General features: G+C 72.7%; 22 protein-coding genes and 1 riboswitch. Of the genes, 7 read left to right on the plus strand and 15 right to left on the minus strand.

The genetic code is table 11. From position 1 onward, the window contains the following. The first annotated feature begins 219 nt into the window (after nt 1-219). The 3 genes from OG875_RS22650 (at nt 220) to OG875_RS22660 (ending at nt 4108) form a co-directional block, all read left to right on the plus strand. On the plus strand, nt 220-2529 hold the full coding sequence (locus tag OG875_RS22650; protein WP_330176052.1) for a bifunctional glycosyltransferase 87/phosphatase PAP2 family protein: 2310 nt from the start codon (nt 220-222) through the stop codon (nt 2527-2529). A 22-nt stretch (nt 2530-2551) separates the two neighbouring features. Continuing rightward, a complete protein-coding gene (locus OG875_RS22655; protein ID WP_330176053.1) occupies nt 2552-3034 on the plus strand; it encodes a GNAT family N-acetyltransferase in 483 nt (160 codons plus the stop codon). Between the two features lie 342 nt (nt 3035-3376). Then, nucleotides 3377-4108, plus strand: a complete 732-nt coding sequence (locus OG875_RS22660; protein ID WP_330176054.1) for a hypothetical protein — start codon at nt 3377-3379, stop codon at nt 4106-4108. Here the strand turns inward: OG875_RS22660 and OG875_RS22665 are convergent. From OG875_RS22665 to OG875_RS22685, 5 genes are all read right to left on the minus strand, one after another. Continuing rightward, nucleotides 4080-5048: an ECF transporter S component gene (locus OG875_RS22665; RefSeq protein WP_330176055.1), complete on the minus strand. Its 969-nt coding sequence runs from the start codon at nt 5046-5048 to the stop codon at nt 4080-4082. The two genes, OG875_RS22660 and OG875_RS22665, sit on opposite strands and share 29 nt — an antisense overlap. Then, nucleotides 5045-6772, minus strand: coding sequence for an ABC transporter ATP-binding protein (locus OG875_RS22670; RefSeq protein ID WP_330176056.1), 1728 nt, complete (start codon nt 6770-6772; stop codon nt 5045-5047). The genes OG875_RS22665 and OG875_RS22670 overlap by 4 nt, the downstream gene beginning before the upstream one ends. Then, the gene (locus tag OG875_RS22675) at nt 6769-7923 is read right to left on the minus strand and encodes an energy-coupling factor transporter transmembrane protein EcfT (protein WP_330177861.1); all 1155 of its coding nucleotides are present in this window, start codon (nt 7921-7923) and stop codon (nt 6769-6771) included. The genes OG875_RS22670 and OG875_RS22675 overlap by 4 nt, the downstream gene beginning before the upstream one ends. 601 nt (nt 7924-8524) lie before the next feature. Continuing rightward, complete coding sequence (locus tag OG875_RS22680; protein WP_330176057.1) at nt 8525-9244, minus strand: SCO2322 family protein; 720 nt, start codon at nt 9242-9244, stop codon at nt 8525-8527. Beyond that, complete coding sequence (locus OG875_RS22685; protein WP_443079282.1) at nt 9241-10530, minus strand: prenyltransferase/squalene oxidase repeat-containing protein; 1290 nt, start codon at nt 10528-10530, stop codon at nt 9241-9243. The genes OG875_RS22680 and OG875_RS22685 overlap by 4 nt, the downstream gene beginning before the upstream one ends. A 323-nt stretch (nt 10531-10853) precedes the next feature. Further along, a riboswitch (cobalamin riboswitch) is annotated at nt 10854-10926 on the minus strand. A 424-nt stretch (nt 10927-11350) separates the two neighbouring features. On the opposite strand from OG875_RS22685, the gene OG875_RS22690 reads away from it, so the two are divergent. From OG875_RS22690 to OG875_RS22700, 3 genes are all read left to right on the plus strand, one after another. Next, nucleotides 11351-12667 (plus strand): glycosyltransferase family 4 protein, encoded by a 1317-nt coding sequence (locus tag OG875_RS22690; RefSeq protein ID WP_330176059.1) that lies wholly within the window; start codon nt 11351-11353, stop codon nt 12665-12667. Nucleotides 12668-12758: 91 nt separating this feature from the next. Then, nucleotides 12759-13493, plus strand: a complete 735-nt coding sequence (locus OG875_RS22695; RefSeq protein ID WP_330176060.1) for a class I SAM-dependent methyltransferase — start codon at nt 12759-12761, stop codon at nt 13491-13493. A 2-nt stretch (nt 13494-13495) separates the two neighbouring features. After that, nucleotides 13496-14584 carry a prenyltransferase/squalene oxidase repeat-containing protein gene (locus tag OG875_RS22700; protein WP_443079283.1) on the plus strand — a complete coding sequence of 363 codons (1089 nt, stop codon included), beginning with the start codon at nt 13496-13498 and terminating at the stop codon, nt 14582-14584. A gap of 20 nt (nt 14585-14604) precedes the next feature. On the opposite strand, the gene OG875_RS22705 is transcribed toward OG875_RS22700, so the two are convergent. The 5 genes from OG875_RS22705 to OG875_RS22725 form a co-directional block, all read right to left on the minus strand. Beyond that, nucleotides 14605-14898: a hypothetical protein gene (locus tag OG875_RS22705; RefSeq protein ID WP_330176062.1), complete on the minus strand. Its 294-nt coding sequence runs from the start codon at nt 14896-14898 to the stop codon at nt 14605-14607. Between the two features lie 353 nt (nt 14899-15251). Further along, nucleotides 15252-16100, minus strand: coding sequence for a hypothetical protein (locus tag OG875_RS22710; protein ID WP_330176063.1), 849 nt, complete (start codon nt 16098-16100; stop codon nt 15252-15254). Nucleotides 16101-16441: 341 nt separating this feature from the next. Further along, a complete protein-coding gene (locus OG875_RS22715) occupies nt 16442-17410 on the minus strand; it encodes an N-acetylmuramoyl-L-alanine amidase (protein ID WP_330176064.1) in 969 nt (322 codons plus the stop codon). A gap of 31 nt (nt 17411-17441) precedes the next feature. Then, nucleotides 17442-18029 carry a class I SAM-dependent methyltransferase gene (locus OG875_RS22720; RefSeq protein WP_330177862.1) on the minus strand — a complete coding sequence of 196 codons (588 nt, stop codon included), beginning with the start codon at nt 18027-18029 and terminating at the stop codon, nt 17442-17444. Between the two features lie 266 nt (nt 18030-18295). Beyond that, nucleotides 18296-19879: an MFS transporter gene (locus OG875_RS22725; RefSeq protein WP_443079174.1), complete on the minus strand. Its 1584-nt coding sequence runs from the start codon at nt 19877-19879 to the stop codon at nt 18296-18298. A 343-nt stretch (nt 19880-20222) separates the two neighbouring features. Between OG875_RS22725 and OG875_RS22730 the strand changes: the two genes are divergently transcribed. Beyond that, nucleotides 20223-21692: an MFS transporter gene (locus OG875_RS22730; RefSeq protein ID WP_330176065.1), complete on the plus strand. Its 1470-nt coding sequence runs from the start codon at nt 20223-20225 to the stop codon at nt 21690-21692. Between the two features lie 31 nt (nt 21693-21723). Here OG875_RS22730 and OG875_RS22735 read toward each other — a convergent pair whose 3' ends face one another. The 5 genes from OG875_RS22735 to OG875_RS22755 form a co-directional block, all read right to left on the minus strand. Further along, nucleotides 21724-22329 carry a response regulator transcription factor gene (locus tag OG875_RS22735; RefSeq protein WP_330176066.1) on the minus strand — a complete coding sequence of 202 codons (606 nt, stop codon included), beginning with the start codon at nt 22327-22329 and terminating at the stop codon, nt 21724-21726. Then, complete coding sequence (locus tag OG875_RS22740; protein WP_330176067.1) at nt 22326-23570, minus strand: sensor histidine kinase; 1245 nt, start codon at nt 23568-23570, stop codon at nt 22326-22328. Before OG875_RS22740 ends, OG875_RS22735 begins: the two co-directional genes overlap by 4 nt. Continuing rightward, nucleotides 23567-24295 carry an ABC transporter permease gene (locus OG875_RS22745; RefSeq protein WP_330176068.1) on the minus strand — a complete coding sequence of 243 codons (729 nt, stop codon included), beginning with the start codon at nt 24293-24295 and terminating at the stop codon, nt 23567-23569. The genes OG875_RS22740 and OG875_RS22745 overlap by 4 nt, the downstream gene beginning before the upstream one ends. Next, on the minus strand, nt 24292-25224 hold the full coding sequence (locus tag OG875_RS22750) for an ABC transporter ATP-binding protein (protein ID WP_330176069.1): 933 nt from the start codon (nt 25222-25224) through the stop codon (nt 24292-24294). Before OG875_RS22750 ends, OG875_RS22745 begins: the two co-directional genes overlap by 4 nt. A gap of 420 nt (nt 25225-25644) precedes the next feature. Further along, nucleotides 25645-25818: a hypothetical protein gene (locus OG875_RS22755; protein ID WP_330176070.1), complete on the minus strand. Its 174-nt coding sequence runs from the start codon at nt 25816-25818 to the stop codon at nt 25645-25647. Nucleotides 25819-25877: the final 59 nt, after the last annotated feature.

Raw genomic sequence — 25877 nt, forward strand, 5'->3', positions numbered from 1 at the left:
GACCCGCGACCCGCACGGCGCCGCGCATCGCCTCAGACAGGCGCACCCACCGGTCCGGTTCACGTCCCCAGAGCGGTGGTGGGATCGGTGCTTTCATCGTCATTTGGCCAAAACCGGGGTGACAGTCAGGCGAAGAGGGGGTTGCCTGAGTCTCCCCGGTGGGGGAATGCGAGGCTCATGACCCAGTGTCGAGGGTGGGAAACGGAGGGTCGGCGCGGCGTGGCGAATGCTGAGCGGGGTGTGCGGGGCGGCACGGTGGCAGGAAGCAACGGGTTCGGGGCGGCGCGCGCGCTGCTCTGGGCCCTGGCGGCCGGTCTGGCGGTACGGCAGGCGGTGGCCGTCCTGCGACTGCCTCCGGGCGAGCGACTGCTCGATCTGGAGACCTGGACCGGGGAGAACGGAGTGCTGCACGTGTCGGGCTCGCTGTACGAGAGCGGGAAGTTCACCGGCACCCCCTTCGCCGGCCTGGTGCTCAAGCCCCTCGGGCGCGCCGCCGAACAGACGCTCGGTGTCGCCTGGACCTTCGGCACGCTGCTGCTCGTGGTCGCCCTCGGCCTCGTCGCGGCCCGCGCCCTGCCGGGGGTGCCGGGACTGTCGGGACCGACGAACGGCACAGGCGCACGCTCAGACTCAGGCACAGGCACCCGCCCAGGTACCGGATTCGGCCTCCCGTCACGCCGTACCCGGCTGCTCGCCGCCCCCGTCGCGATCAGCCTGCTCATGCTCTCCCTGCCGGTCCGCAACAGCTTCCACCTCGGCCAGACCAGCATCATCCCCGTCCTGCTCGTCCTGCTCGGATTCTTCGCCGTACGCGGTGACCGGGGTGAACCCGCCCCCGGCATCCTCATCGGGCTCGGCGCCGCCCTCCAACCCGCCGTGCTGCTCTTCGCCCCGCTCCTGTGGCTCACCGGCCGCAGACGCCAGGCGCTGACCACCCTCGCCACCTTCGCGGCCTGCACCGCGCTCGCCGGGGTCGCGCTGCCAAGTGACTCGTGGACGTACGTCACCCGCCATCTCGCCGGCGCGGGCCTCGGTGAGAGCCCGGACAGCCTCGCCAACCAGTCCCTGCACGGCGCGTTGCTGCGGTTCGGCCTCGAAGGGCCGCTGGAGATCGCGCTGTTCGTCGTGCTGGCCGCCGCCGTGTGCTTCGTCGGGCTGCGCCGCGCGGCGCGCTACGCCCTGGACGGGCAGCCGCTGCTGGCCGTCGCGCTCACCGGATGCGTGGCCGTCGCCGTCTCACCCACCGCGTGGCAGCACCAGCTGTTGTGGCTGCTGCTCGCCGTCGTGGGCCGGGTCGGCACCCGGGCGGCCGACCGGCCCGTGTGGCCGGTGGTCGTGGTGATAGTGATGACCCTGCCGGGCCGCATGATGCTGCCCAACATGACGGTCCTGCACCCCGTACGGGACAACGTCCTGCTGATCGCCGCCCTCGCGGCGGCCTGCGCCGTCCCCTTCCTGACCCGCGAATCGCCCTACTTCGCGCACCCGGTCCCGACCGAGTACGCGAAGCCCGTCGAGGCCCGGTGGAGACACGTCCCGCTCGCGCCCTTCTGGCGTCGGCTCGTCAGCCGGCCCAACCTGCTGCTCGAACTGCTCGCCATCCGTGTCGGCTACTCCGTCTACTCGCACATCCGCGCCGCCGCCACCGGCGGACGCGAGGCCGCCGAATCGCACGCGCACCAGATCGTCGCCGTCGAGGAAGCTCTCGGCATCGACATCGAGCGGTGGGTCAACCACGCGGTGGTGAAGGCGAGTTGGGCGGAGGGATTCTTCGACTTCTACTACACGTCGTTCCACTTCGTGGTGCCGCTCAGCATCCTGGCGGTCCTCTACGTACGCCGCCCCGCCGACTACCGCTGGGCCCGCGCCTCCCTCGCCTTCGCCACCCTCCTCGCGCTGCTCGGTTTCTGGCTCTACCCGCTGGCCCCGCCGCGGCTGATGCCGGGCCTCGACTACATCGACACCGTGCACGGCCCGCAGGACCTCGCGAACCCCGACTACGGCGCGATGACCACCATCACCAACCAGTACGCGGCCATGCCCTCGCTGCACTTCGGCTGGTCGCTGTGGTGCGGCATCGTGATCGTGCTGCTCGCGCCCAAGCTGTGGATGAAGCTCCTGGGGCTCCTGCACCCGCTGTTCACGGTCTGCGCGATCGTCGCCACGGCCAACCACTGGGTCCTGGACGCGGCGGGCGGCGCGGTCGTCGTGGGTGTGGGCTTCACGCTCACGTACGTCCTGTCGGGGCCGCGCCGGCTCCGGCCGGCGGAGACGACGGCGCGGGCGGAAGCCGGAGCCCTGAGCGGCACGGATCACGACGGCACGGATCACAACGGTACGGATCACGACGGACGGGATCATGCAGGTCGGGATCACGCCCGAACGGGTTCCGACCGCACCGACCCGGAGCGCGAGGTCACGGGCGCGGTCAAGGGCCGGGAACCCTCCGGCCGGAAGAGTCCCGGCAGCGTGACCGAGCCGGAGCCGCGGGACGAGGACCCGGCGACGGCGGCCCGGAAAATCACTTGATCCGCGCTCCTATCGTTTCCGTATGACTACCGCGCTCCGTCTGGAGAAGATCACCCCCGCCAACTTCGAGGCCGCCGCGGCCGTCAAGGTCCGCCCCGACCAGGAGCATCTGGTGGACCCCGTCGTGACGTCCCTCGCCGAGGCGTACGTCCACGGGGACGCCGCCTGGCCCCGGCTCATCCTCGACGGGGACCGCGCCGTCGGCTTCCTGATGGCCTTCCTGGACATCGACTTCAAGGGCGACGGCACGGGCGACATCCGTTCGGGGCTGTGGCGCCTCAACATCGCGGCCGGGGAACAGGGGCGCGGGTACGGCCGCTTCGCGGTCGAGTCCGTGGCCGCCGAGATCCGCCGGCGCGGCGGCACCCGGCTGACCACCACCTGGCACCCCGGCGACGACGGCCCCGAACTCTTCTACCTGGGGCTCGGATTCCGGCCGACGGGGGAGACGAGCGGCGGCCAGACGGTGGGCGAGCTGGAACTGGCAACGGCCCCCTTGGCGTGACTCTGTTCGGGGACGACTCCGCCGGAACCGGTGTCGATCTTCCGGCGTCTGGTTCAGAGGTACCGGAGGTACTGGAGGTACCAGAGGTGCAGGGGCGCAGAGGCATGAACGTGCCTGAGATTCAGAGGCGTCAGAAGTAGGAAGCCGCGAGCAATGACCGGCGAGCGGCGCGACAAGGGGGAATCGACGATGAGTGCTGGCCCGGCAGGCGGCGGTGGCGGCGGAGGACCCTGGGGGCCGTACGTACCACCGCACGCTCCTCCGAACGGCCCTCCCCACCTTCCTCCCCACAGCCCTCCCTACCTCCCTCCGTACGGCCCACCCCACCCGCCGCGACCCCGGATGACCTTCGGGTCCCTCTTCAACCCCATCGGCATGGCCCGCCGCGTGTTCCTGCCGTCCCGGCCCGACCGTGTGCGTGACCCGGTGGTCAAGCGGATCCAGGTCGTCCGGTCCGTCGTCGGCCTGGTCGTCGTGGTCTGGATGATGCTGTCCTACGGTGTGGCGGCCAACGCCGACGAGGTCGTCGACGACCGACTCGGCCAGGCACAGGCGGCGTTCGTGCTGCTCGCGGCGAGTTGCCCGATCGTCGTCATCGGCTTCGTCGCCGCGGCCCGACCGCCCAACCGGCGGATGCTGCTGCGCCGCGTCGTCAAGCCCCTGGGGGCGCTGATCGTCGTGATCGCCTGCGTGGTGCTGCCCAGAATGGCGACGGGCCTGGTGGAGGGGCGGGAGATCCACGCGGACCCGGCGGGGCTCCTGACGTTCGTGATCTACCTCTGGAGCCTGGTGTGGTTCGTGCCCTTCGCGATGTACGGGGTCGTCCAGTCGATCGTGCACATCTTCCGGACGGCGGACATCCACGAGACCGTGCCCCCTGTGATGGCGATCCTGCTGGTCTGGGAACTGGCCGTGTTCGACCTCGTCCGGGGCGCCTACGAGGGGGTGCCGTTCTCGGTACGGCTGGCCTTCACCCTCGGGGCGCCGCTGTCGGTGACGGCGGTGGCCCTGTGGGAGTTCAGGCGGCTGCGCACCCGGCACGGGATCACTCTGCGCGGGGTGCTGCTCCGCTGACGGGGAGCACCGGCGGTGCCCCGAACGCCGCCTTCGCGCCGCCCGGTGTCTCCGTGTCGAACGTCGCCCGCGCGTCGAACGCGGCCCGCCGTGTCGCCCGGCGCAGCGCCTTGAGCAGGGTGGTGCCGATCGTCAGCGTGAGTACGACGGTCAGCACCGCCCGCCCCAGGTCCCAGCCGAACGACGTGGCCGCGCAGTACGCGAGGAAGCGCACCAGATTCTCGTGGACCGGGTCGCCCGGCCGGAACGAGATCCCGGAGGACAGCCCGCCCAGGTAGGTCCAGCCCTGAAGGTTCATGATCGTGCCGTACGCGAAGGCGGCGAGCGCCCCGTACGCGGCGAGCATCAGCGACTCCGCGCGCCCGCGCAGCCGGTCCGGGCCCGGCAGCAGCCCCGCGCCCATCGCGAACCAGCCCATGGCGAGCATCTGGAACGGCATCCACGGCCCGACGCCGCCGGTCAGCAGCGCCGAGGCGAACATGGTCACCGAGCCGAGGACGAAACCGAAACCGGGGCCCAGCACCCGGCCGCTGAGCACCATCAGGAAGAACATGGGCTCCAGCCCGGCCGTTCCCGCGCCCAGTGGGCGCAGCGCGGCACCGACGGCCGCCAGCACGCCGAGCATCGCGACCGCCTTGGCGTCCAGCCCGGAGTCGGCGATCGTCGCGACGACGACCGCCACCAGGAGCGGCAGCAGCAGGGCGAAGATCCAGGGCGCGTCCTGGGAGTGGGCGAGGCCGGACGCCGGGTCGGCGAGCAGCGGCCAGCCGAAGGCCATCACCCCGATCGCGCCGACGAGGGCGAGCGCGGCGACGGAACGGGGACCGAGCCGGACGGCACGGGCCTGAGGCTCGGCGGCGGACGGGGGATGGGCATCGAACGGGGGGTCGGCGCGGACCTGGGGGTCGGCCGGGGGCCGGTGGTCGGGTGCGGCGCTCATGCCGGTCCACCCGCCGTACCGCGCGCCGCCGCCGGCTCCAAGGCTTTACGCACCTGAGAGACCGTCAGCCACCCTTGCGGCGCCATCACTTTGGCGACCTGCGGTGCGAACGCCGGTGAGGAGAGCACCACATGGGGGGTCGGGCCGTCGGCGACCACTTCGCCATCGGCCAGGATGACCACCCGGAGGGCGAGTTCGGCGGCCAGTTCCACGTCGTGCGTGGCCAGCACGATCGCGTGTCCCTCGGCCGCCAGCGCGCGCAGCACCTCCACGAGACGGGACTTCGCCGCGTAGTCCAGCCCGCGCGTGGGCTCGTCCAGAAGCAGCACCGGAGGCCGGGCGGTCAGTACGATCGCCAGGGCGAGCGCCAGCCGCTGGCCCTCCGACAGGTCACGCGGGTGCGTCGCGTCGGGCACGCCCGGCAGCAACGCGTCGACCAGTTCACGGCAACTGCCCCGCGCCGCGCCCGCGTCGGTGTCCGCCGCCGCGCACTCGGCGCCGACCGTGTCCGCGTACAGCAGGTCGCGCGGCTCCTGCGGGACGAGCCCGACCCGGCGGATCAGCTCGGGCGGGGGCGTACGGTGCGGGGCGAGCCCGCCGACGGTGACGGAGCCGGACGACGGTTCGACCATGCCGACGAGGGCGGCGAGCAGGGTGGACTTGCCCGCGCCGTTACGGCCCATGAGCGCCACGGTCTCGCCCGGGGTGACGGTGAGACCGACCCCGCGCAGTGCCTCGATCCGGCCGCGCCGTACGCCGAGCCCCCTGACCGAGACGAGGTCGGTGCCCGGCGCCTGGGGTTCCGGCGGACGGCGGCGCAGCAGTCGGCCGAGGGCGGTACGGGGCGGGGCCGGCCGTACCTCCGGGGCCACGGGGGAGGTCGTCGTACTCGCCAACGGGGGCTCCGTGGTCGCGAGTCGGGCGCGCAGGCCGTCGGCGCGGCGGCGGGCGTCCCGGACGGACAGCGGCAACGGGTCCCAGCCCGCCAGCCTGCCGAGCGCCACCACCGGCGGATACACGGGCGACACGGCCATGATCCGCTCGGGCCCGCCGACGACCGGCGGCTCGCCCGGACCGGGGAGCAGGACGACCTGGTCCGCGTACTGCACGACCCGCTCCAGCCGGTGCTCGGCCAGCAGCACGGTCGTCCCCAGGTCGTGCACGAGGCGTTGCAGCACGGCCAGTACCTCCTCGGCCGCCGCCGGGTCCAGCGCGGACGTCGGCTCGTCCAGCACCAGCACCTTGGGATGCGGGGTGAGTACCGAGCCGATCGCGACACGCTGCCGCTGCCCGCCGGAGAGGGTGGCGATCGGGCGGTCCCGCAGGTCGGTGAGGCCGAGCAGGTCCAGGGTCTCCTCGACGCGGCGCCGCATCACATCGGTGGGCAGGCCCAACGACTCCATGCCGTAGGCCAGTTCGTCCTCGACGGTGTCCGTGACGAAGTGGGCGAGCGGGTCCTGGCCCACCGTGCCGACCAGATCGGCGAGTTCACGCGGTCTGTGGGTACGGGTGTCCCGGCCGTCCACGGTGACCCGGCCGCGCAGCCGCCCCCCGGTGAAGTGCGGCACGAGCCCGGACACCGCGCCGAGCAGCGTCGACTTGCCGACCCCGGAAGGGCCGACCAGCAGCACCAACTCGCCCTCGGGGACGGTGAGATCGACCCCTTGGAGGGCGGGCGCCGACGCGTCGGCGTAGGTCACCGACACCTGCTCGAACCGGATCACCGGGGTCGCTCCTTGTCCGTGGCCCCGGCGGTGACCGTGGCGGTGCCGGCCGTGGCGGTGCTCGCCGTGACGGTGGGGGGAAGGGGAGCGACCACGGCGGGCAGCAGCCCCAGCAGCACCCCCGCGGCGGGCCAGAGCGGCAGGCCGGGTGCCACGAGCGGTACGACGCCGGGGTGCAGGCCCGCCGGGTCGTGCACACCCGCCCGGATCGTCAGCACGGCGACGGCCGCGCCCGACCCCGCGACCAGCCAGGCCCGGACGCCCCACGGGTCGGGGCGGTAGCGCGTACGGACCGAACGGCGCCCGCCGAGACGCAGACCGGCCAGCGCGGCGACCAGCCCCAGGGCGAGGAGCGGCAGTCCGTACCCGGCGCCCTCGGCGGCGAGCAGCCCGTACGTACCGGCACAGACACCGAGCAGCCCGCCGAGGGTCAGCGCGGCGGTGGTGCGCCGGACGGCGGGCGGTACGGCGGCTGTCCGGCCGTACCCGCGCGCGTCCATCGACGCGGCGACGGCCACGGACCGCTCCAACGCGCCCTCCAGGACGGGCAGTCCGATCTGAAACACCGCTCGCACCCCGCCGGCGGGACGGCCGCGCAGGCGGCGGGCGGTGCGCAGCCGCAGGACGTCGGCGACCATGTTCGGCGCGAAGGTCATGGCGACGACGACGGCGACACCGGCCTCGTACAGCGCGCCCGGCAGGGACTTGAGGAGCCGGGCGGGGTTGGCGAGCGCGTTGGCCGCGCCCACGCAGATGAGGAGCGTGGCGAGCTTGGCGCCGTCGTACAGCGCGAACACCACCTGCTCGGCGGTCACCCGCCCCCCGACCCGGATGCCCTGCGCCCAGCCGGGCAGGGGGAGTTCGGGCAGGGTCACGAGCAGATGGGAGCCGGGGACCGGCGAGCCGAGGACGACGGAGAAGACGAGCCGCACGGCGACGACGGCGAGCCCGAGCTTGACGAAGGCCGCGTACGACCGGGCCCACGGCGCGTCGGTCCGCCGGGCGGCGACGACATACCCGGCGACTCCGACGAGCAGCCCGAGCAGCAGCGGATTGGTGGTCCGGGAGGCGGCGACGGCCAGCCCGAGGGCCCACACCCACCACGCCCCGGCATGCAGCGCGTTACTCCGACCGGCCTCGGGCGCCCACAGCCCGCCACCACGCCGGGCGGGTGCCTGGCACGAACCCCGGCTCCGGGCCCAGCCCGGGAGGGAACGCCCCGCCGGGCCGGGTGGGGCGGTCGGCCCGTCGGCTCCGTCGTCGGGGTCCGGGGCCGTACCGGGCTCGGTGCGGTGGTCGTGCCGGCTGGGACGGCTTGTCGCTTCCGCGACGTCCGCTTCGTCGGCGCGGGCGCGTGGCGTGTCCGCCGGGCCGGGTGTGTGGGTTTCGGTGCGCGGGTCTGTCGGGCTGGACTGTCCGGCGGGCCCGTTGTCGGGGTCCGGGGTCGTGCCGGGCTCGGTGTGGTGGTCGTGCCGGCTGGGACGGCTTGTCGCTTCCGCGACGTCCGCTTCGTCGGCGCGGGCGCGTGGCGTGTCCATTTCGTTGCGCGCGTCGATTCCGTTGTCGGCGTCCGGGACCGAGCCCGGCTCGGTGCGGTGGTCGTGCCCGCCCGGACGGTCCGTCGCCCCCGCCGGGCCCGGCGTGCCCGCGCCGAGACACGGGACCGTGCTGTCCGTACGCCGGCCCGGCACCCCGGCCCGTGCCGGGCCGTCCGGTGTCGGTCGGGGGGAGTGGGGCCCGTGCGGGGACGGGTCAGGCGCGGCGACGGCGGGCCTGCCAGGTGGCGGCCACCGCGAGGGCGAGGACCGCCGCGGCTCCGGTGAGGACGCCGGCCGACGGGGCACCGTCGGTCTCCTCGGACTTCCGTGAGGCGCCTGTAATGGACGGGGAGGGGGTCGGGGACGCGGCTCCGGTGTCCGCGACCTGTTCGCCGCAGCCCGACGCCGGGTAGCCCGTGATCCCGCACAGCAGTGCGTCGCCGTTGTAGCGCAGCGGTTTCGCCACCGCCGCCAGCGCGTCCGCGCTCGTCGCGTCCGTGTCCACCCGCGCGCACGCGGCACGCGGCGCCGGAGGAGTCTCGCCCTCCGGGGCGTCCGCGGCCGTACCGGCGTCGACCACCACCGCCACCCGCTTGCTGCCGGACCGCTCGGGCGTCGAACCGCAGACGGCCGCGAAGTCCGGTGCCTCGCGGGGCTTCGCCGCGTCCTGGCTGTCGGCGCTGACCGCGAAGCGGTAACCGTTCACCGCGCCGTCGGCGGGCCGGGCGAGGGCCGGGCCCTGGGTGGCGTACGCCCACGCCCTACCGTCGCCCTCCCAGAACGACCAGTAGCGGTAACCCGCCGCGTGCGCCGGCCCCGCGCCCGCCAGCACCAGCGCCAACAGGGCGGTGAACAGAGCCGGCACGGCGGTGAGCCGAGCCGGGGTGGTGACGGGCGCCACCGGACGCCGGGCGGATATGGCGGGGCGCCTCATGACCGGCGCCGCTTCGCCCGTACGACGAACAGCGTCCAGATCGCGAACGCGACGAACAGCCCGATGCCCATCGACCACAGATTCCCGGACATGCTGCTCCGCTCCGCCTTCTGGTCCGCCAGCACCTTCTGCTGCTCCGCCACGGTCAGCGGTTTCGGCCCGACCCACTCGGGCGTCGGCCCCGTCGCGTTCAGCGCCTTCACCAGGTCGGTGCCGGCGAAGTCACGGGGATCGGTGCCCGTCGTGTGCGCGGCGAGGATCAACTGCGCGTACGCGGCGGGGCCGTTCTCCTTCGCCCACCCGGCCGAGTTCTTCTCCAGCCACTTCATCGCCCCGGCCGCCTGCTTGCCGTACCCGGCGGTCGTCAGCGCCACGACGGCGTCGGCCGTGTTGCCGTGGTCCGGCAGTGGCGCGGAGTCCTCGGCGCCGGGCATCGGCGGCTGGTCGAGATGGCCCTTCCCGGCCAGCGCCTTCGCCAGATACCACGCGCCGTTGCGCGCCGCGCGCTCCGGCGTGAGCGGGTGCGCATCCTGGCAGACGGGCGCCGGGCCGGGCTCGACGCCCGTCGTGACCATGCGCTTGCCGATCCCGCCGAGCAGCGCGGCGGCCGTCGCGTCGGCGTTGGGCAGCAGCTTCCCGGCCGCGTCCGGCTGGTACGCGAACGCCCCGCCCCCCTCCGTCGCGTCGCAGGGGATCGCGAAGGAGGTCAGCGCCTGGTACGGGGACCTGCCCTCCGTCGACAGCCGCTTGCCCACCGGGGCGCCGCCCGCGGCCAGCGCTCCTATCACCAGGGCCGTGGAGTTGGCGTCGCTCGGGGCGCCGGGGCTGTAGCCCCAGCCGCCGTCCTTGTTCTGGACCGAGGCCAGCCAGCTCATGCCGTTGTTCATGGCGTCGGGGTGCGTGGTCAGGGCGGCCAGTATCTGCACGGCGGCGGCGGTCGAGTTGGAGTCCACCACGGTCTTCGCGTCGCACGGCTTCGTCCCGTCGCGGAACGCCGGGAAAGCGCCGCTGTCGCACTGCTGGCCGAGCAGCCAGCCGACGGCGGACTTCGCGGGCATGACGTTCGCGGCGCGCTGGGCCAGCATCGCGAGGGACTGCCGCCAGACGCCGTCGTACGTGGGGTCCGTGGTGCCGTACATCCCGGCCGGGACCTCGACCGGCGGCGCGGGCGGCGCCTGCTTTCCGGCCGGGGCGGCCGAGGCCGACGAGGGAACGGCGGCCACCCACAGGACGGCGAGTACGGAGCACGCGGCTGCGCTGCGCGCCACGCGGCGGCGAACGGTGATCATGGCGGTGGAGCCTCTCCTGCGGAACACGGACACACGGAACACGGACACACGGACACGCGGAATACAGACAAACGGAACGCGGACGGACTCTTGGAATGCGGACGGGCACACGGAACGCGGACAGTACGAACAGCGCGGACATCACAGACGGCACGGACATACGGGACGCGCGCCGTCGCCGGCACCGGCGCACGCCGCCGACACGTGTAGACGCGGGAACCGGGCAGGCGCTCGGGGGCACCGGGCTCCGGCTCCGTATGCCTCGACGGTGCCGGCCACCGGTGGATTCCGGTGGCGCGAGCCGGTCACGACCACGTCCGGGGTGTTCCGACTCGCCGCCGGTGAGGGCGGCTCACGGTTGCGGGTCAGTGCCGGATTCGCACCGGCTTCCCCCCGTACGGGCATGATGACGACGGGCTCACTCTACCGGCCCCCTTCCGAACGGTCGGGGGGCCACCGCCGGGCCCTCCGGGCCGGACGGCAGAGGCGTTCGTTGTCGATCGCCCCCACCGCCGCTCGCCGCTCCGGCCCTGCCCACCGCCACCCGGTCCCGCAGCCGGAGGCGGGCGACAACTGACGTACCGTCACATCCCCTTGCCCGCCAAGGGCTCCGGTCAAGAGCGCCGGTCAAGGGTTCCGGCCGCGCCGTCAGGAGCCCGCCGTGGCGTGAATCACCCACCACCGCCCGTCGACGCGGCGCTACCTGCCGGTAGATTCGAGATTCGCTGTGTTCCCCCGTACCCCGGCGGGAACTTGTTCCGGATTGACGCGAGCGGTTACGCTCCGGCGAAAGTGAAGTGAGAAGTGAGGTCCGAGAGTGACCGCTGAGGCCATTGAGGCGGGTACCCCCTCGGGGCCCGCAGCCACCTCCGGCGCGGCGGACCGGCCGCTGCGGATCGCGCTCCTCACCTACAAGGGCAACCCCTTCTGCGGCGGCCAGGGCGTCTACGTACGCCATCTCTCACGCGAACTGGCCCGCCTCGGCCACCACGTCGAAGTCATCGGCGCCCAGCCCTACCCCGTACTCGACGAGGGCGTCCCGCTCACCGAACTCGCCAGTCTCGACCTCTACCGGCAGCCCGACCCGTTCCGGACACCGGGACGCGGCGAGTACCGCGACTGGATCGACGCCCTCGAAGTCGCCACCATGTGGACCGGCGGCTTTCCCGAGCCGCTGACCTTCTCCCTGCGCGCCCGCCGCCATCTGGCCGCCCGCCGGGGCGAGTTCGACGTCGTGCACGACAACCAGACGCTCGGGTACGGGCTCCTCGGCGACCTCGGCGCCCCGCTCGTCACCACCGTCCACCATCCCATCACCGTCGACCGGCGGTTGGAGCTGGACGCCGCCGACGGGCGCCTCGCGCGCTACTCCGTACGCCGCTGGTACGGCTTCACCCGGATGCAGAAACGCGTCGCGTGCCGGCTGCCGTCCGTGATCACCGTCTCCGGCAGTTCGAAGCAGGAGATCACCGACCATCTCGGGGTGCGGCCCGAGCGCATCAGCGTCGTCCCCGTGGGCGCCGACACGGGGCTGTTCTCGCCGGACCCCGCCGTACCGGAGACACCGGGCCGGATCGTCACCACCTCCAGCGCCGACGTGCCGCTCAAGGGCCTCGTCCATCTCGTGGAGGCCCTCGCGAAGGTGCGTACGTCGCGTCCGGACGCGCATCTGGTCGTCGTCGGCAGACGCGCCGAGGACGGACCGGTCCACCGGGCCATCGAGCGGCACGGGCTCGGCGACGCCGTCCGGTTCGTCAAGGGCATCTCCGACGCCGAACTGGTCGACCTCGTCCGTGGCGCGCAGATCGCCTGCGTGCCGTCCCTGTACGAGGGGTTCTCGCTGCCCGCCGCCGAGGCCATGGCCACCGGCACCCCGCTGGTCGCCACCACCGGCGGTGCGATCCCCGAGGTCGCGGGGCCCGACGGGGAGACCTGTCTGGCCGTGCCGCCCGGTGACGCGGACGCGCTGGCCGGCGCGCTCAACAGGCTGCTCGACGACCGGGAGTTGCGCGAGCGGCTCGGCGCGGCGGGGCGCGAGCGGGTGCTGAGCCGGTTCACCTGGGCGCGGGCGGCCGAGGGCACCGCCGAGCTGTACCGCGCCGCTGTCGCCGCCCGCGCGGCGGCCCGCCGATGAGCCCCGCCCCGGCCCCCTGATCCCGTATCCCCGCTCCGCCCCTGCCCCCGCCCCCGCCCTCACCCCACTCCGACCGCGAAAGCAGGAAACCGTGCTGACCGTGGACTTCTCCCGTTTCCCGCTCGCCGCAGGCGACCGGGTGCTCGATCTGGGGTGCGGCGCGGGCCGGCACGCCTTCGAGTGCTACCGGCGCGGCGCCCAGGTCGTGGCCCTCGACCGGAACGGAGCGGAGATACGCGAGGTCGCGGGCTGGTTCGCCGCCATGAAGGAGGCCGGTGAGGCGCCGCCCGGCGCCACCGCCACCGCGATGGAGGGGGATGCGCTCAACCTCCCCTTCCCCGACGCCTCCTTCGACGTCGTGATCATCTCCGAGGTCATGGAGCACATACCGGACGACAAGGGCGTGCTCGCCGAGATGGTCCGTGTCCTGCGGCCCGGCGGCCGGATCGCCGTGACCGTGCCCCGGTACGGTCCCGAGAAGATCTGCTGGGCGCTCTCCGACGCGTACCACGAGGTCGAGGGCGGCCACATCCGTATCTACAGGGCCGACGAACTCCTCGGCCGGATGCGGGAGGCCGGGCTCCGGCCGTACGGCACCCATCACGCGCACGCCCTGCACGCGCCGTACTGGTGGCTCAAGTGCGCCTTCGGCGTGGACAACGACCGGGTGCTGCCCGTCCGCGCGTACCACCGGATGCTCGTCTGGGACATCATGAAGAAGCCCTTCGCGACCCGCTTCACCGAGCGACTGCTCAACCCGGTGGTCGGCAAGAGCTTCGTCGCGTACGCCACCAAGCCGCACCTGCCGACGGCGGAGGGCAAGTGACCCTGCCCGGTCGCGGCCCGGACCGTACCGAACACCTCGTCCTGCCCGGTGTGCTGACGGTCGATCAGGCACGGGAGACCGTCGAGGGCATCCTCGCCCTCCAGCGCCCCGACGGCGCCATCCCCTGGTTTCGCGGTCACCATCTCGACCCCTGGGACCACACCGAGGCCGCCATGGCGCTCGACGCGTCCGGCGAACACGAGGCGGCGGCGCGCGCCTACGACTGGCTCGCCCGGCACCAGAACACCGACGGGTCCTGGTACGCCGCCTACGACGACGGCGACGCGGGCCGCCCCACCGACCGGAGCCGCGAGAGCAACTTCTGCGCCTATCCGGCCGTCGGGATCTGGCACCACTATCTCGCCACGGGCGACGAGGCGTTCCTGGACCGGATGTGGCCCGTCGTCCACGCCGCCGTCGAGTTCGTCCTGGCCCTCCAGCGGCCCGGCGGGCAGATCGGCTGGAAGCGCGAGGCCGACGGCACCGCCGTGCACGACGCGCTGCTGACCGGCAGCTCCTCCGTGCACCAGGCGCTGCGCTGCGCGCTCGCCATCGCCGAGGAACGCGAAGAGGCGCAGCCGGACTGGGAGTTGGCGGCGGGCTCGCTCGCCCACGCGATACGGGAACACCCCGAACGGTTCCTCGACAAGGGCCGCTACTCGATGGACTGGTACTACCCCGTCCTCGGCGGCGCGATGACCGGGGCGCGGGCCAAGGCGCGGATCGAAAAGGACTGGGACCGCTTCGTCGTTCCCGGGCTCGGGGTGCGCTGTGTGCTGCCCAATCCCTGGGTCACCGGCGGGGAGAGCTGTGAACTCGCCCTGGCCCTGTGGGTGGCGGGCGAGTCGGACCGGGCACTGGAGGTGCTCCAGTCCATCGGGCATCTGCGCGCGAACGGCGGACTCTACTGGACGGGCTATGTCTTCGAGGGTGAAACGGCCTTCTGGCCCGAGGAGCTGACCAGCTGGACCGCCGGTTCACTGCTGCTGGCCGTGGCCGCTCTCGGGGGGGACGAGGCGACCACGGCGGTTTTCAGCGGGGAGAGGCTGCCGTCCGGACTGGAACCGGACTGCTGCGAACGGACGGGGTGACAAAGGGACTTGACGGGCCATCAGGCCCGGCGTATCCGACTCGCCAGAGCGTGACCGATGAACAGGTAGACCACGGCCGCCAGGCCGTACCCGCACACCACCCGTGCCCATGCCTCGTCGAAGGTGAACAGGTCGTAGGACCAGCTGGCGAGCCAGCGTGCCGCGTCCTGGATGAAGTTCACCAGGTCGTTGGCGCGGTTGGCGTCCAACAGGTACATCAAGATCCACAGGCCCAAGATGAAGGCCATGACATCCGCGATCACCATGAGGATCGTGGCTGCTGCGCTGCTTCCACTGCGTGTACGTGAGGCCATGACGACCGTGTTGCCGCTCCGGCGCGCGCGAAACCCTTACTCGGCCCACACGCTCTGTCTGCTAGGCGGTGTGGCGGACAGGGCCCCCGCCGCGCCCGGTGTGTGAGGCGCGCCGAGCGCACGCCGGTGCACGCGAACCGTCCCCGCATACGCGAACGGCCACGGTGCCTCCGGCGTGCGCGGTGCGGTGGGCGGCTGCCTCAGCACGACCCCGCCTACGCGAAGGGCCCGAAGGGATCACCGAGGCCGGTTCGACGGCCGAAGCACGACCCCGCGTACGCGAACGGCCCCTGCCCGGGAAGGGCGAGGGGCCGTGGTGGTGCGTTGCTGATCGCGCGCCGGGAGGCGGGAGGTCAGCCGCGCTGGATGCCGGACGTGTCCTGGAGCAGACCGCGACGGCCGTCCTGCGTCTGGGCGATCAGCGCCGCGCCGCGCTGCTCGACGGCCAGATACCACGTACCCGGTGCGAGTTCGGCGATCGGCGACGGCGAACCGTCCTCGCCGAACAGCGGACGGGCCACCGGCACGGCGAACCAGAACGGCTCGAAAGCGCCACCGGACCCGCCCGGTCCACCGTCCTGGCTGGGGCTCTGGGCCTGCTGCCCGCCCGACGACGGCCGGCCCGGCCCGGACTGTCCCTGCTGCGGGCCGCCGTAACCCGGACCCGCCTGGCCCGGCTGGCCGCCGTACGGGGCCTGCTGGGCACCCGGGTAGCCGTAACCCTGGCCGGGGTAGCCCTGCTGGGCGCCCGGCTGGGCGACCTGCGGCCTCGGCGCGCCCACGAGGGGCGCCTTGAGGGCGGGGACGAGCGGGGTGGCGAGCGCGCCCGCCGCGAGCACCAGCGTCGCGAGCAGACCGAGGATCATGCCCGCGCCCGCGTTGTCCGTGTCGATGATGGTCCAGAACGCGGTCCACAGGGCGAAGACGGTCAGCGCCACACCGAACTGGCCGATGTCCAGACCGGCCACCCTGCGACCCGGCATGCCCCGGCCGAGGACGATCAGCGCGGCGCCGATGATGCCGGCGACGAACATGCTCATCACCAGGCCGAGCACGTCCCAGGCGTTCGGGGTCTCGATGCCCGAACAGTCGACTCCCGACGGGCAGTCGATGCTGGACAGGCCGAGGAACGAGGCGATGAACAGCACCACCGCTGCTCCGATCACCACGCCATCGCCTCGTGTGAGGGAGCGGATGTTCACGTAGAAGTCCTTCGTAGATCGTCTCGTCGGGGCGGTCGCCACCGGCGCGAGGGCGACGGTGAGGAGGGCGAAGCTCGGGAGCGGCTCCCTATCGTACGGATGAATCTATCGTCTGCCCGAGCGGGTCGTCTTCTCGGTTCCGGGCCGTCGCAGAAGAGGACCGCGGTGCCCCCTCCCACGGTTGCGGGAGCGCGCGCCGAAGAATCGATCGCGGTCTTTTCGTTGCGAATCCGTTGCCGTTTCCGGCTGTTCGGGCGGCGTATCGGCGGTATCGGCGGGTGTTTCGAGGGCGGGGCGTCGACCTGTTGTTCCCCGGCACTCCGGTTGTTCCCGGTGCCCGGCTATCGCAGCAGGAAACCGCTGATGCCGTCCGCCATTCCCTGTGCCGCCTTCTGGCGCCAGCCGGCGTCGGTGAGTTGCGCGATGTCCTTGGAGTCACGCATGTTGCCGCACTCGACGAAGACCTTGGGCACGGTCGAGAGATTCAGTCCGCCGAGGTCGTCGCGCACATCGAGGCCCGTGTCGTCGCCGAGGTAATTGGAGGGGGAACTTCCGGTCGTGCGCGCGAAATTGCCCGCCACGCGTTCACCGAGAGCCCGCGACGGGGCGACGATCTTCGTCGTGTCGGCGCCGCCCGACTTCACCAGCGCGGGAAGGATGACATGGAAGCCGCGGTTGCCGGCGGCCGAACCGTCCGCGTGGATCGAGATCACGGCGTCGGCACGCGCGTTGTTGCCGATTTTCGCGCGCTCGTCCACACACGGTCCCCACGCCCGGTCGTTGTCGTGGGTGAGTTTCACCGTCGCGCCTTCTTTACGGAGGAGCGTGCGGAGGCGCTGTGAAACATCGATGGTGAATTCGGCTTCGGTGTAAGCGGCGCCGCTTCCGTTGCCTCCGCCGCTTCCGTTGCCCGCGGTGCCGGTGGTGTCGCACTCCTTGCGGTGCGTGCCGATGTCCACGAGCTTGTTGATCTCGGCGGTGTGCTGGAAGTTGCCCGGGTTGTGTCCGGGGTCGATGACGACGATCCGTCCGGCGAGCGGGCCTTCGCCGGGTGCCGGGCGTCCGTCCCCCGGGGCGTCGTCGCCCGTGGGCGCGGACGGTGCGGGGGCGCCGGATTCCGGCGACGCGGTGTCGGCGGGGGCGGTGGCGGCGCCCGTGCCCCGGGCGGTGGCCTCCCCGCCGGGACCGCCGGTGGCCTGCCAGACCAGCCATCCGGCGAAGGCCCCGGGCACCAGGGCCGCGACCGCGACGGTCAGCACCCTCCGCGTGGTCGGGCGGCGGGCGGGGGAGTGGCTCTCGTCGTACGGCACCCGGCGATGCTAGTCCGTGGGGGACGGAGCGTCAGGTTCCCGCCCCGGTACGCCGCAGAACCCGCAGCGAGTGGTACGCCGAGACCTCCGCGAACGCGCCGGACGCCAGCGCCCGCCGCCACACCCGGTACGGGGCCTGCCCGCCGTCCGCCGGGTCGGGGAACACGTCGTGCACCACCAGCAGCCCGCCCACGGCGAGGTGCGGCGCCCAGCCCTCGTAGTCGCCGTTCGCGTGCTCGTCGGTGTGCCCGCCGTCGATGAACACCAGGCCGAGCGGACCGCCCCAGACCGCCGCGACCTGCGGGGACCGGCCGACGATCGCCACGACATGGTCTTCAAGACGGGCCGCGTGGAGCGTACGGCGGAAGGTCGGCAGGGTGTCCATCCGGCCGACCTCGGTGTCCACGAGCGCCGGGTCGTGGTACTCCCAGCCGGGCTGCTGCTCCTCGCTGCCGCGGTGGTGGTCGACGGTCAGCGCGGTGACCCCGGCGGCGCGGGCGGCGTCGGCGAGCAGGATGGTGGAACGGCCGCAGTAGGTGCCGACTTCGAGCAGCGGCAGCCCGAGGGCGGCGGCCTCGGTGGCGGCGGCGTACAGGGCCAGCCCCTCACCGGTCGGCATGAAGCCCTGGGCTCGCTCGAACGCCTTGAGGACGTCCGGGGCGGGGACGCCGGCGGATGTGGGTTCGGTGGATGTGGCGTCGGTGGATGTGGGGTCGGGGGCGGGCGCACGGGTGGGGACATCGGCGGATACGGGGTCGGCGTCGGGCCCGGCGGTCATGCGTTCCTCCAGCGTGGGGCGGCTCGGTGCGGCTCGGTGCGGCTCGCGGCGTCCCGTGGCGTACGGGCGCGGACCGCCCATGCTGCCGTACACCGCCGGACGGGCGATCAGCCGGCGTGCGCCCGCGCCCCGGGTACCCCGTCGGAGGCAGGCACGGCCGTGGGTACGCCAGTCGCGGTGGGTACGACCGCGTTTCGCGCGGTCCCGGCGTCGCCCGCACTGCTCGCCAGCAACTCGGTCCGGCCCGACGCCGAGCGCGACGGCAGGAACGCCGCCAGCACCAGTCCGCCGAGCACCGCGACGATGGCGATCACGAACGCGATCCGGAACCCGTGCAGGCTCGGCACCGCCGTGGGACCCGTACCGATCGCCGTCCGTGCCAGCACCATGCCGATGACGGCGCTGGAGACCGACGTACCGATCGAACGGGCCAGTGTGTTCAGCCCGTTGGCCGCGCCGGTCTCCTTCGCGTCGACGGCCCCGACGATCAGGGCGGGAAGTGAGGAGTAGGCGAGACCGATGCCCGCGCCGAGGATCACCGAGATCACGACGGTCTGCCAGGCGGCGCTCATCATGACCAGCCCGACCCCGTAACCGATCGCGATGACCGTCATCCCCGCCATCAGAGACACCTTCGGGCCCCGCCGCGCGGATATCCGGGCGTAGACCGGGGCGACGAACATCATCGTGAGTCCGAGGGGCGCGACACACAGGCCCGCGACCACCATCGACCGGCCGAGGCCGTAGCCGGTGGAGGCGGGGAGCTGGAGCAGTTGCGGGAGGATCAGTGACACCGCGTAGAACGCGACGCCGACCATGACCGAGACCAGATTGGTGAGCAGCACCTCACGGCGCGCGCTGGTCCGCAGGTCGACCAGCGGAGCCGCGAGCCGCAGCTCCATCCAGCCCCACAGCCCGAGGACCACGACGGCCGCCCCGAACAGACCGAGCGTCGTCGGCGAGGTCCAGCCCCACGTACTGCCCTTGGTGACCGGCAGCAGCAGGGCGACGAGCCCCGCGGAGAGCCCGAGCGCGCCGAACCAGTCGAACCGGCCCCCGGCCCGCACCGAACTCTCCGGCACGACGAGAACGGTCAGCGCCATCGACAGCGCGCCCAGCCCGGCCGCGCCCAGGAACAGCGTGTGCCAGTCGGCGTGCTGGGCCACCAACGCGGCGCCGGGAAGCGCGAGTCCACCGCCGACCCCGATCGACGAGCTCATCAGCGCCATCGCCGAGCCGAGCTTCTCGCGGGGCAGCTCGTCACGCATGATGCCGATGCCCAGGGGTATCGCGCCCATCGCGAAACCCTGGAGGGCCCGCCCGGCGATCATCACCGTCAGATCGTCGGTGAACGCGCAGACCAGCGAGCCGACGACCATCACGGCCAGACTCGCCAGCAGCATCCGGCGCTTGCCGTACAGATCGCCGAGCCGCCCCATGATCGGGGTGGACACCGCACCGGCGAGGAGGGTCGCGGTGATGACCCAGGTCGCGTTCTCGGGCGAGGTCCGGAGCAGCGCGGGCAGGTCCTTGATGATCGGGACGAGCAGGGTCTGCATGACGGCGACGGTGATACCGGCGAACGCGAGGACGGGGACGACGCCGCCGGTTCCCCGCCGACGCGACCCGGGCCCGTCAGCCCTCTTGAGGAGGGTGGGTCCGACGGGTTGGTCGGGTGTGGCGTCTGGCATACGTCGAGCCTCCGGGCAGACGAAGGGCGGGTGGCGACGGACGGTCGCGGTCCAAGTGGATGCACGCTGAACGTTTCCTGGTGGGCGGCTATTCCCGTACGGTCCCTCCCGCCACGGCCGCCGCTCCGCTCTCTCGCGCTGTTCCTCTGTCCTCCTCCGCATCTCCTGCCCTTGCCTCCTCCTGTCGGGAGCGGTTGTCGCGACGGTGGCCTCCGTGACCGTGGCCTGCCGTGATCGTGGCTTGACGGGGTGCTGCCTGCCGGGACGCGGCCGTACGTACCTCGTGCGGTCGGTGTCCGTAGGCCGAAATCCCGATGTACGGGGCACCGGAGCGGGTGTCACGATGACCGCCATGGCCCATGTCCCGGCAGAGAGCCGCACCGAAACCGATCCCCGCCCGCCGTCCATACCCGGGCCCGGCACCGCCGGCGCGGGGCCCGCGCACACCTGGGCCGTCATCCTCGCCGCCTGCGCCGGGCAGTTCCTCGTCGTACTCGACGTGTCGGTCGTGAACGTCGCCCTGCCCTCGATGCGCACCGACCTCGGCCTGAGCACCACCGGCCTTCAGTGGGTACTCAACGCCTATTCGATCGCTTTCGCCGGTTTCATGCTCCTCGGCGGGCGGGCCGCCGACATCTTCGGGCGCAAACGGATGTTCCTCGCCGGGCTGGGTGTCTTCACCGCCGCCTCCCTGGCGGGCGGTCTCGCGCAGGAGGACTGGCAACTGCTCGCCGCCCGTGGTGTGCAGGGCCTCGGCGCGGCCGTGCTCGCTCCCGCGACCCTCACCATCCTGACGGCGGCCGTTCCCGCCGGGCCCGCGCGGACGCGGGCCATAGCCACCTGGGCGGCGGTCGGCGCGGGCGGCGGCGCGGCGGGCGGGCTGGTCGGCGGTGTCCTCACCGATCTGCTGAACTGGCGCTGGGTGCTGCTGATCAACGTCCCCGCCGGTGCGCTCGTCCTCCTCGCCGCCGCGCTGTGGGTCCCCGAGAGCCGCGCGAAGGAGGCCCGCAGACGGCTGGACCTGCCGGGCGCCGTTCTGGTCACCGCCGGTCTGGCGGTCGTCGCGTACGGCATCGTGCAGACCGAGCAGGCGGGCTGGGGAGCCGCCGCGACCCTGGTGCCGCTGCTCGGCGGGCTGCTGCTGCTCGCCGTCTTTCTGCTGGTGGAGGCCCGCACGAAAGCCCCGCTGATGCCGCTGGGACTCTTCCGGGTGCGGGCGGTCTCGGCGGCCAACGCCGCGATGCTGCTGTGCGGTTCGGTGTCGTTCTCGATGTGGTTCTTCATGACCGTGTACGCCCAGAACGTCCTCGGCTACACACCCCTGGAGGCGGGTCTCGCGCTCATTCCGAGTTCGCTGAGCGTCGTCTTCGGCTCCAAACTGGCGCCCTTGCTGATGCGGCGGATCGGTGCCCGGCATGTCGCGGTGCTCGGCACCCTCGTGGGCGCCGTGGGATTCGGCTGGCAGTCGCTGATGACCGCCGACGGCACTTTCCTCCGGACGATCCTGGGGCCCGGCATCCTCATGATGGCGGGCGCCGGACTGGCCATGACTCCGCTCGCCGCCCTCGCCACCGGAAGCGCGGCACCCGGCGAGGCCGGTCTTGTCTCCGGGCTGGTGAACACCTCACGGACCATGGGCGGCGCCCTCGGCCTCGCGGTCCTCTCCACGGTCGCCGCCGCACGTACCTCTCACGGGACCGGCCCCGTCGCGCTCACCGAGGGATACGCGCTGGCCTTCAGGACCGGCGCGGGGCTGCTGCTCGTGGCCGCGGCGCTGATGTTCTTCTGGTTGCCACGCCACTCCGACACCTGACGTCCCCGACAGGTGGGGCGGAGGCCGGTCTTCACAGCCAGCCCTGGCGGCGGGCCTCCCGTACGGCCTCGGTGCGGTTGCGGCTGTGGGTCTTGCCGATCGCGGACGAGAGGTAGTTGCGCACGGTCGACTCGGACAGATGCAGCCGGGCCGCGATGTCCGCGACGGTCGCGCCGTCCACCGAGGCGTTGAGCGCGTCCCGTTCACGCCCGGTCAGCGGGCTCGGTCCCGCGCTCAGCGCGGCGGCGGCCAGCACCGGGTCGACCACGGTCTCGCCGGCGAGCACCCGCCGGACCGCCTCGGCCAGTTCCTCCACCGGCCCGTCCTTCACCAGGAAGCCGGCCGCCCCCGCCTCCATGGCCCGCCGCAGATAGCCGGGTCTGCCGAAGGTGGTGAGGATCAGCACCCGGCAGCCGGGGACCTGCTCCCGCAGATCGGCGGCGGCGTCCAGACCGGTGCGGCCGGGGAGTTCGATGTCGAGCAGCGCCACATCGGGGCGGGCGGCGAGGGCCGCGTCAACGATGGCGTCGCCCGTGGCGACCTGGGCGACCACCTCGATGTCGCTCTCCATGCCGAGCAGCAGCGCGAGAGCGCCACGCATCATGCCCTGGTCCTCGGCGAGGAGGACTCTGATCATGCCGGTATCCCCGATTCCGTCGGTGTGGTGGACACGGTGTGCGGCGCGTCCACGGTGGAGTCCACCGGCAGTACGGCCGTCACCCGGAAACCGCCCCCGGTCCTGTCCGCCGAACCCGCTTCCAGCGAACCGCCCGCCGCCGCCAGCCGTTCGGTGAGCCCCGTCAGGCCCGTACCCCTGCCGCCCGTGCCGGTCCGTGCGTCGTCGTTCGTGCCGCTGTCCGTGCTGTCGTCCGTGCCGTCGGACGGTGCCGAGCGTACGCCGCGGCCGTCGTCGGTGATCTCCAGCCGGACCCGCTCCGGTGTGCCGTCGACCGTGATCTCGCACCGGGTCGCGCCGCTGTGCCGAAGGGCGTTGGTGACGGCCTCCCGCACGACCCAGCCGAGCAGAACCTCCGTGCGCGGCTCCAGCGGTGGTCCCGATCGCCGTACGACCGGTTCGATCCCGGCGGCCGTCAGTGCCGAGCGGGCCCGGTCCAGCTCGGTCGAGAGACTGCCCTCGCGGTAGCCCGTGACGGCTTCGCGGATCTCGGTGAGCGCCTGCCGGCCCACCGACTCGATGTCGGTGATCTGCGCCAGCGCCGCGTCCATGTCGCGGGGCGCGAGCCTGCGCGCGGCCTCGGACTTCACCACGATCACGGACAGGGTGTGACCCAGCAGGTCGTGCAGGTCGCGCGAGAAACGCAGCCGCTCCTCCTCCACCGCCGCACGCGCCAACTCCTGCCGCGTGGAACGCAGTTCGACCACGGTCTCCGACAGGGCCAGGATCGCCGCGGTGACCAGCATCGACACGACCGTGCCGTAGGCGATGGTGATCGCGCCCCAGCTGTCGTGGACCGCGGCGACGACCGCGACCGTGAGGGTCAGCGGCACGCCGACCAGGGGGAGATACCGGCCGCGCAGCGCGGTCCCGCAGGCGAGCCCGAAGAGCGGGAAGAACAACAGCCAGCTGCCGCCGTAGGTGCCCCCGAGGCCGAACGTCATCACCGCCATCCCACCCAGCGACCACCAGGTGGCCCTGCGTCGCCGTGCCTCCGGGTGGAAGGCGCGGAACACCACATTTATGTAGAGGGAGTTGAAGACCAGCAGGCCGATGGCGCCGAACCAGGGGTTGGGGGTCTCGCCCCGGATGAGATTGGAGAAGGAGCCGAGGCCCAGCAGCAGCCACGGCAGCAGGGCGAAGCCGGAAGCCGGACCCGCTCGGTGTCCCCAGCGGCGTCGTTTCTTCGATCGGTCTTTCATGTCGTCCTCGCGGAGGTGCGGTAGGACATCACAGCGTACGAACCGAAGACTGCCAGCCAGCCGAGGACCACCGCGAGGGCCGTGAGCGCGGAGGCTGGGGCGCCGGTGGCGGCCCAGCCGAGTTCGGCGAAGCCGTGAGCGGGTGTGTAGGCGGCGACACTCCGCAGCCAGTCCGGGAACGCCTCGATCGGAAACCAGAGTCCGCCGAGCACCGCCATACCCATGAGCGCTCCCGTGTTGACGACTCCGGCGCTCTGCGCGGAGAGCCGGTAGCCGTTGCCTATCCCCAGCAGGGTGAACGGCAGCGTGCCCGCCCACAGCAGCAGGACCAGCAGCGCCCACCGCCAGGCATCGAGCCGTACGCCGTTCACGATCGCGCCGGCCGCCAGCACCGTCAGGATCGCGGGCAGCACGGTCACGGAACTGGTGACCGCGCGGCCGAGAACGACCTGGCGGGGACGCAGGGGCGTGACGCGGAGCTGGCGGAGCCAGCCCAGCGAACGGTCCTCCGATATCCCGGTGCCGACACTGACCGCCGCGCCGAGCGCGCCGTACGCGGCCATCCCCACCATGGCGGTCGTCCTCCAGGCGGCGGCACCGTCGTCGGCGGCGCCCAGATTGGTGAACAGCAGATACATCAGCACGGGCATCCCGGCGCTGAAGATCACGAATCCCGGATCGCGGAGCGTGCGCCGCACTTCGAGCCGTACGTACTCCCGTGTCATGCTGCGGCCTCCGTCTCGTTCGTCTCCGTGATGTGCTGCGCCGACTCGTTCCATGAAGTCTCGTTCGCCGAGGTCAGGGCGAGGAAGGCGTCCTCCAGTGAGGCGTGGACGACCTCCAGGCCCCTGGCGCGGCCGAGGCCGACCAGGGCCGTGACGGTGGCGTCGGAGTCGTCCGTACGCATCCGGGCCCTGTCTCCCCGTATCTCCATCGACACCACGCCCGGCAGCGTTTCGAGACCTTCCGTGCCGTGTCCCGCGAGGTCGAAGGCGACGAGATGGCCGCCGACCGCGCGCTTGACGTGCTCGCCGGGTCCGTCGGCGACGATCCGGCCGTGGTCGATGACGACGATCCGGTCCGCGTTCTCGTCGGCCTCCGCCAGATAGTGCGTGGAGAACAGCACGGTGTTGCCCCGCCGGGCGTACGCCCGCATCGAGGTCCAGAACGCCCGCCGGGCCTCCACGTCGAGGGCGGCCGTCGGCTCGTCAAGGACGATCAGCTCCGGATTGCCGGCGAGGGCGAGCGCGAAGCGGACACGCTGCCACTGGCCGCCGGAGAGCTTCTCGACGCGGCGTTCGGCGAGGTCGGTGAGCCCGGCGAGGCGCAGCGCCTCGGAGACGGGCAGCGGACGCGGATAGGTGCTCGCCACGAACGACACCAGCTCGCGCACCGTCGTACGGCGGATCGGCCCGCCGTCCTGGAGCATCGCGCCGACCCGGCCCGCCGCCACCGCGCGCTCGGGGGTGTCACCGAAGAGCCGGACGTGCCCGCTGTCGGGGGTGTCGAGGCCGAGCAGCAGATTGAGGGTGGTGGACTTGCCCGCGCCGTTCCGGCCGAGAAGGGCGACGGTCTCGCCACGGGCCATGTCGAGATCGACACCGGCCACCGCACGCACCGCGCCGAAGGACTTGACGGCTCCGGCGATACTCACGGCGGGCGCGGGACGAGGCCCCGCATCGGTCCGCGCCGACGCCGACGCCGACGCCGACGCCGACGCCGACGCCGGTGCCGGTGCCGGTGCTGCCGTGGCTCCGGTCATGGGCGTCGTGCTGTTCTTTGTCGTGGGCGTGGGCGCGGGTGTGGGTGTGTTCGGCATCGTCGGGTCGGCATGCGTCGGCGTGGGTGTCGCCGTTGGCTGTGTCATGCCGATGACGCTACGGAGCGGGCCGGGCCCCCGGCAGATGCGCATGTACGGACTCGGCCGGGACAAATGTCCTGCCCTCGGAATCCGCCCCCGGAAAACCGCTCGCTCCCCGGAATCCGCTCCCGGAATCCTCCCCGAGTCCGGTGGCCGGACCCTGCCCCGGGCGCCGGGCGGACCGACGGCCCGCCGGGAGCCCGGGAACAGCTGTCAGGCCCCCTCGTTGGTGGTGCCACCGGGGCGGCGGTGGCGGCCGTGTACCGACGACTGGGAGTCGTCCGTATCGGCGGCCCCGCCCCGGTGCTTTCCGTGGCCGATGTCGTCCGACTCGCCGGCCGCGTGGTGCGGACGGTCCTGGGACGTGTCTGTCCGGCTTTCGGACATGTGGGATGTCACCCCGTTGAATCGCTGCTGTCGTGGTCGTTGTTCGTGTCACGCACGGG

This window comes from Streptomyces sp. NBC_01498, from assembly GCF_036327775.1.
GTDB lineage: Bacteria > Actinomycetota > Actinomycetes > Streptomycetales > Streptomycetaceae > Streptomyces.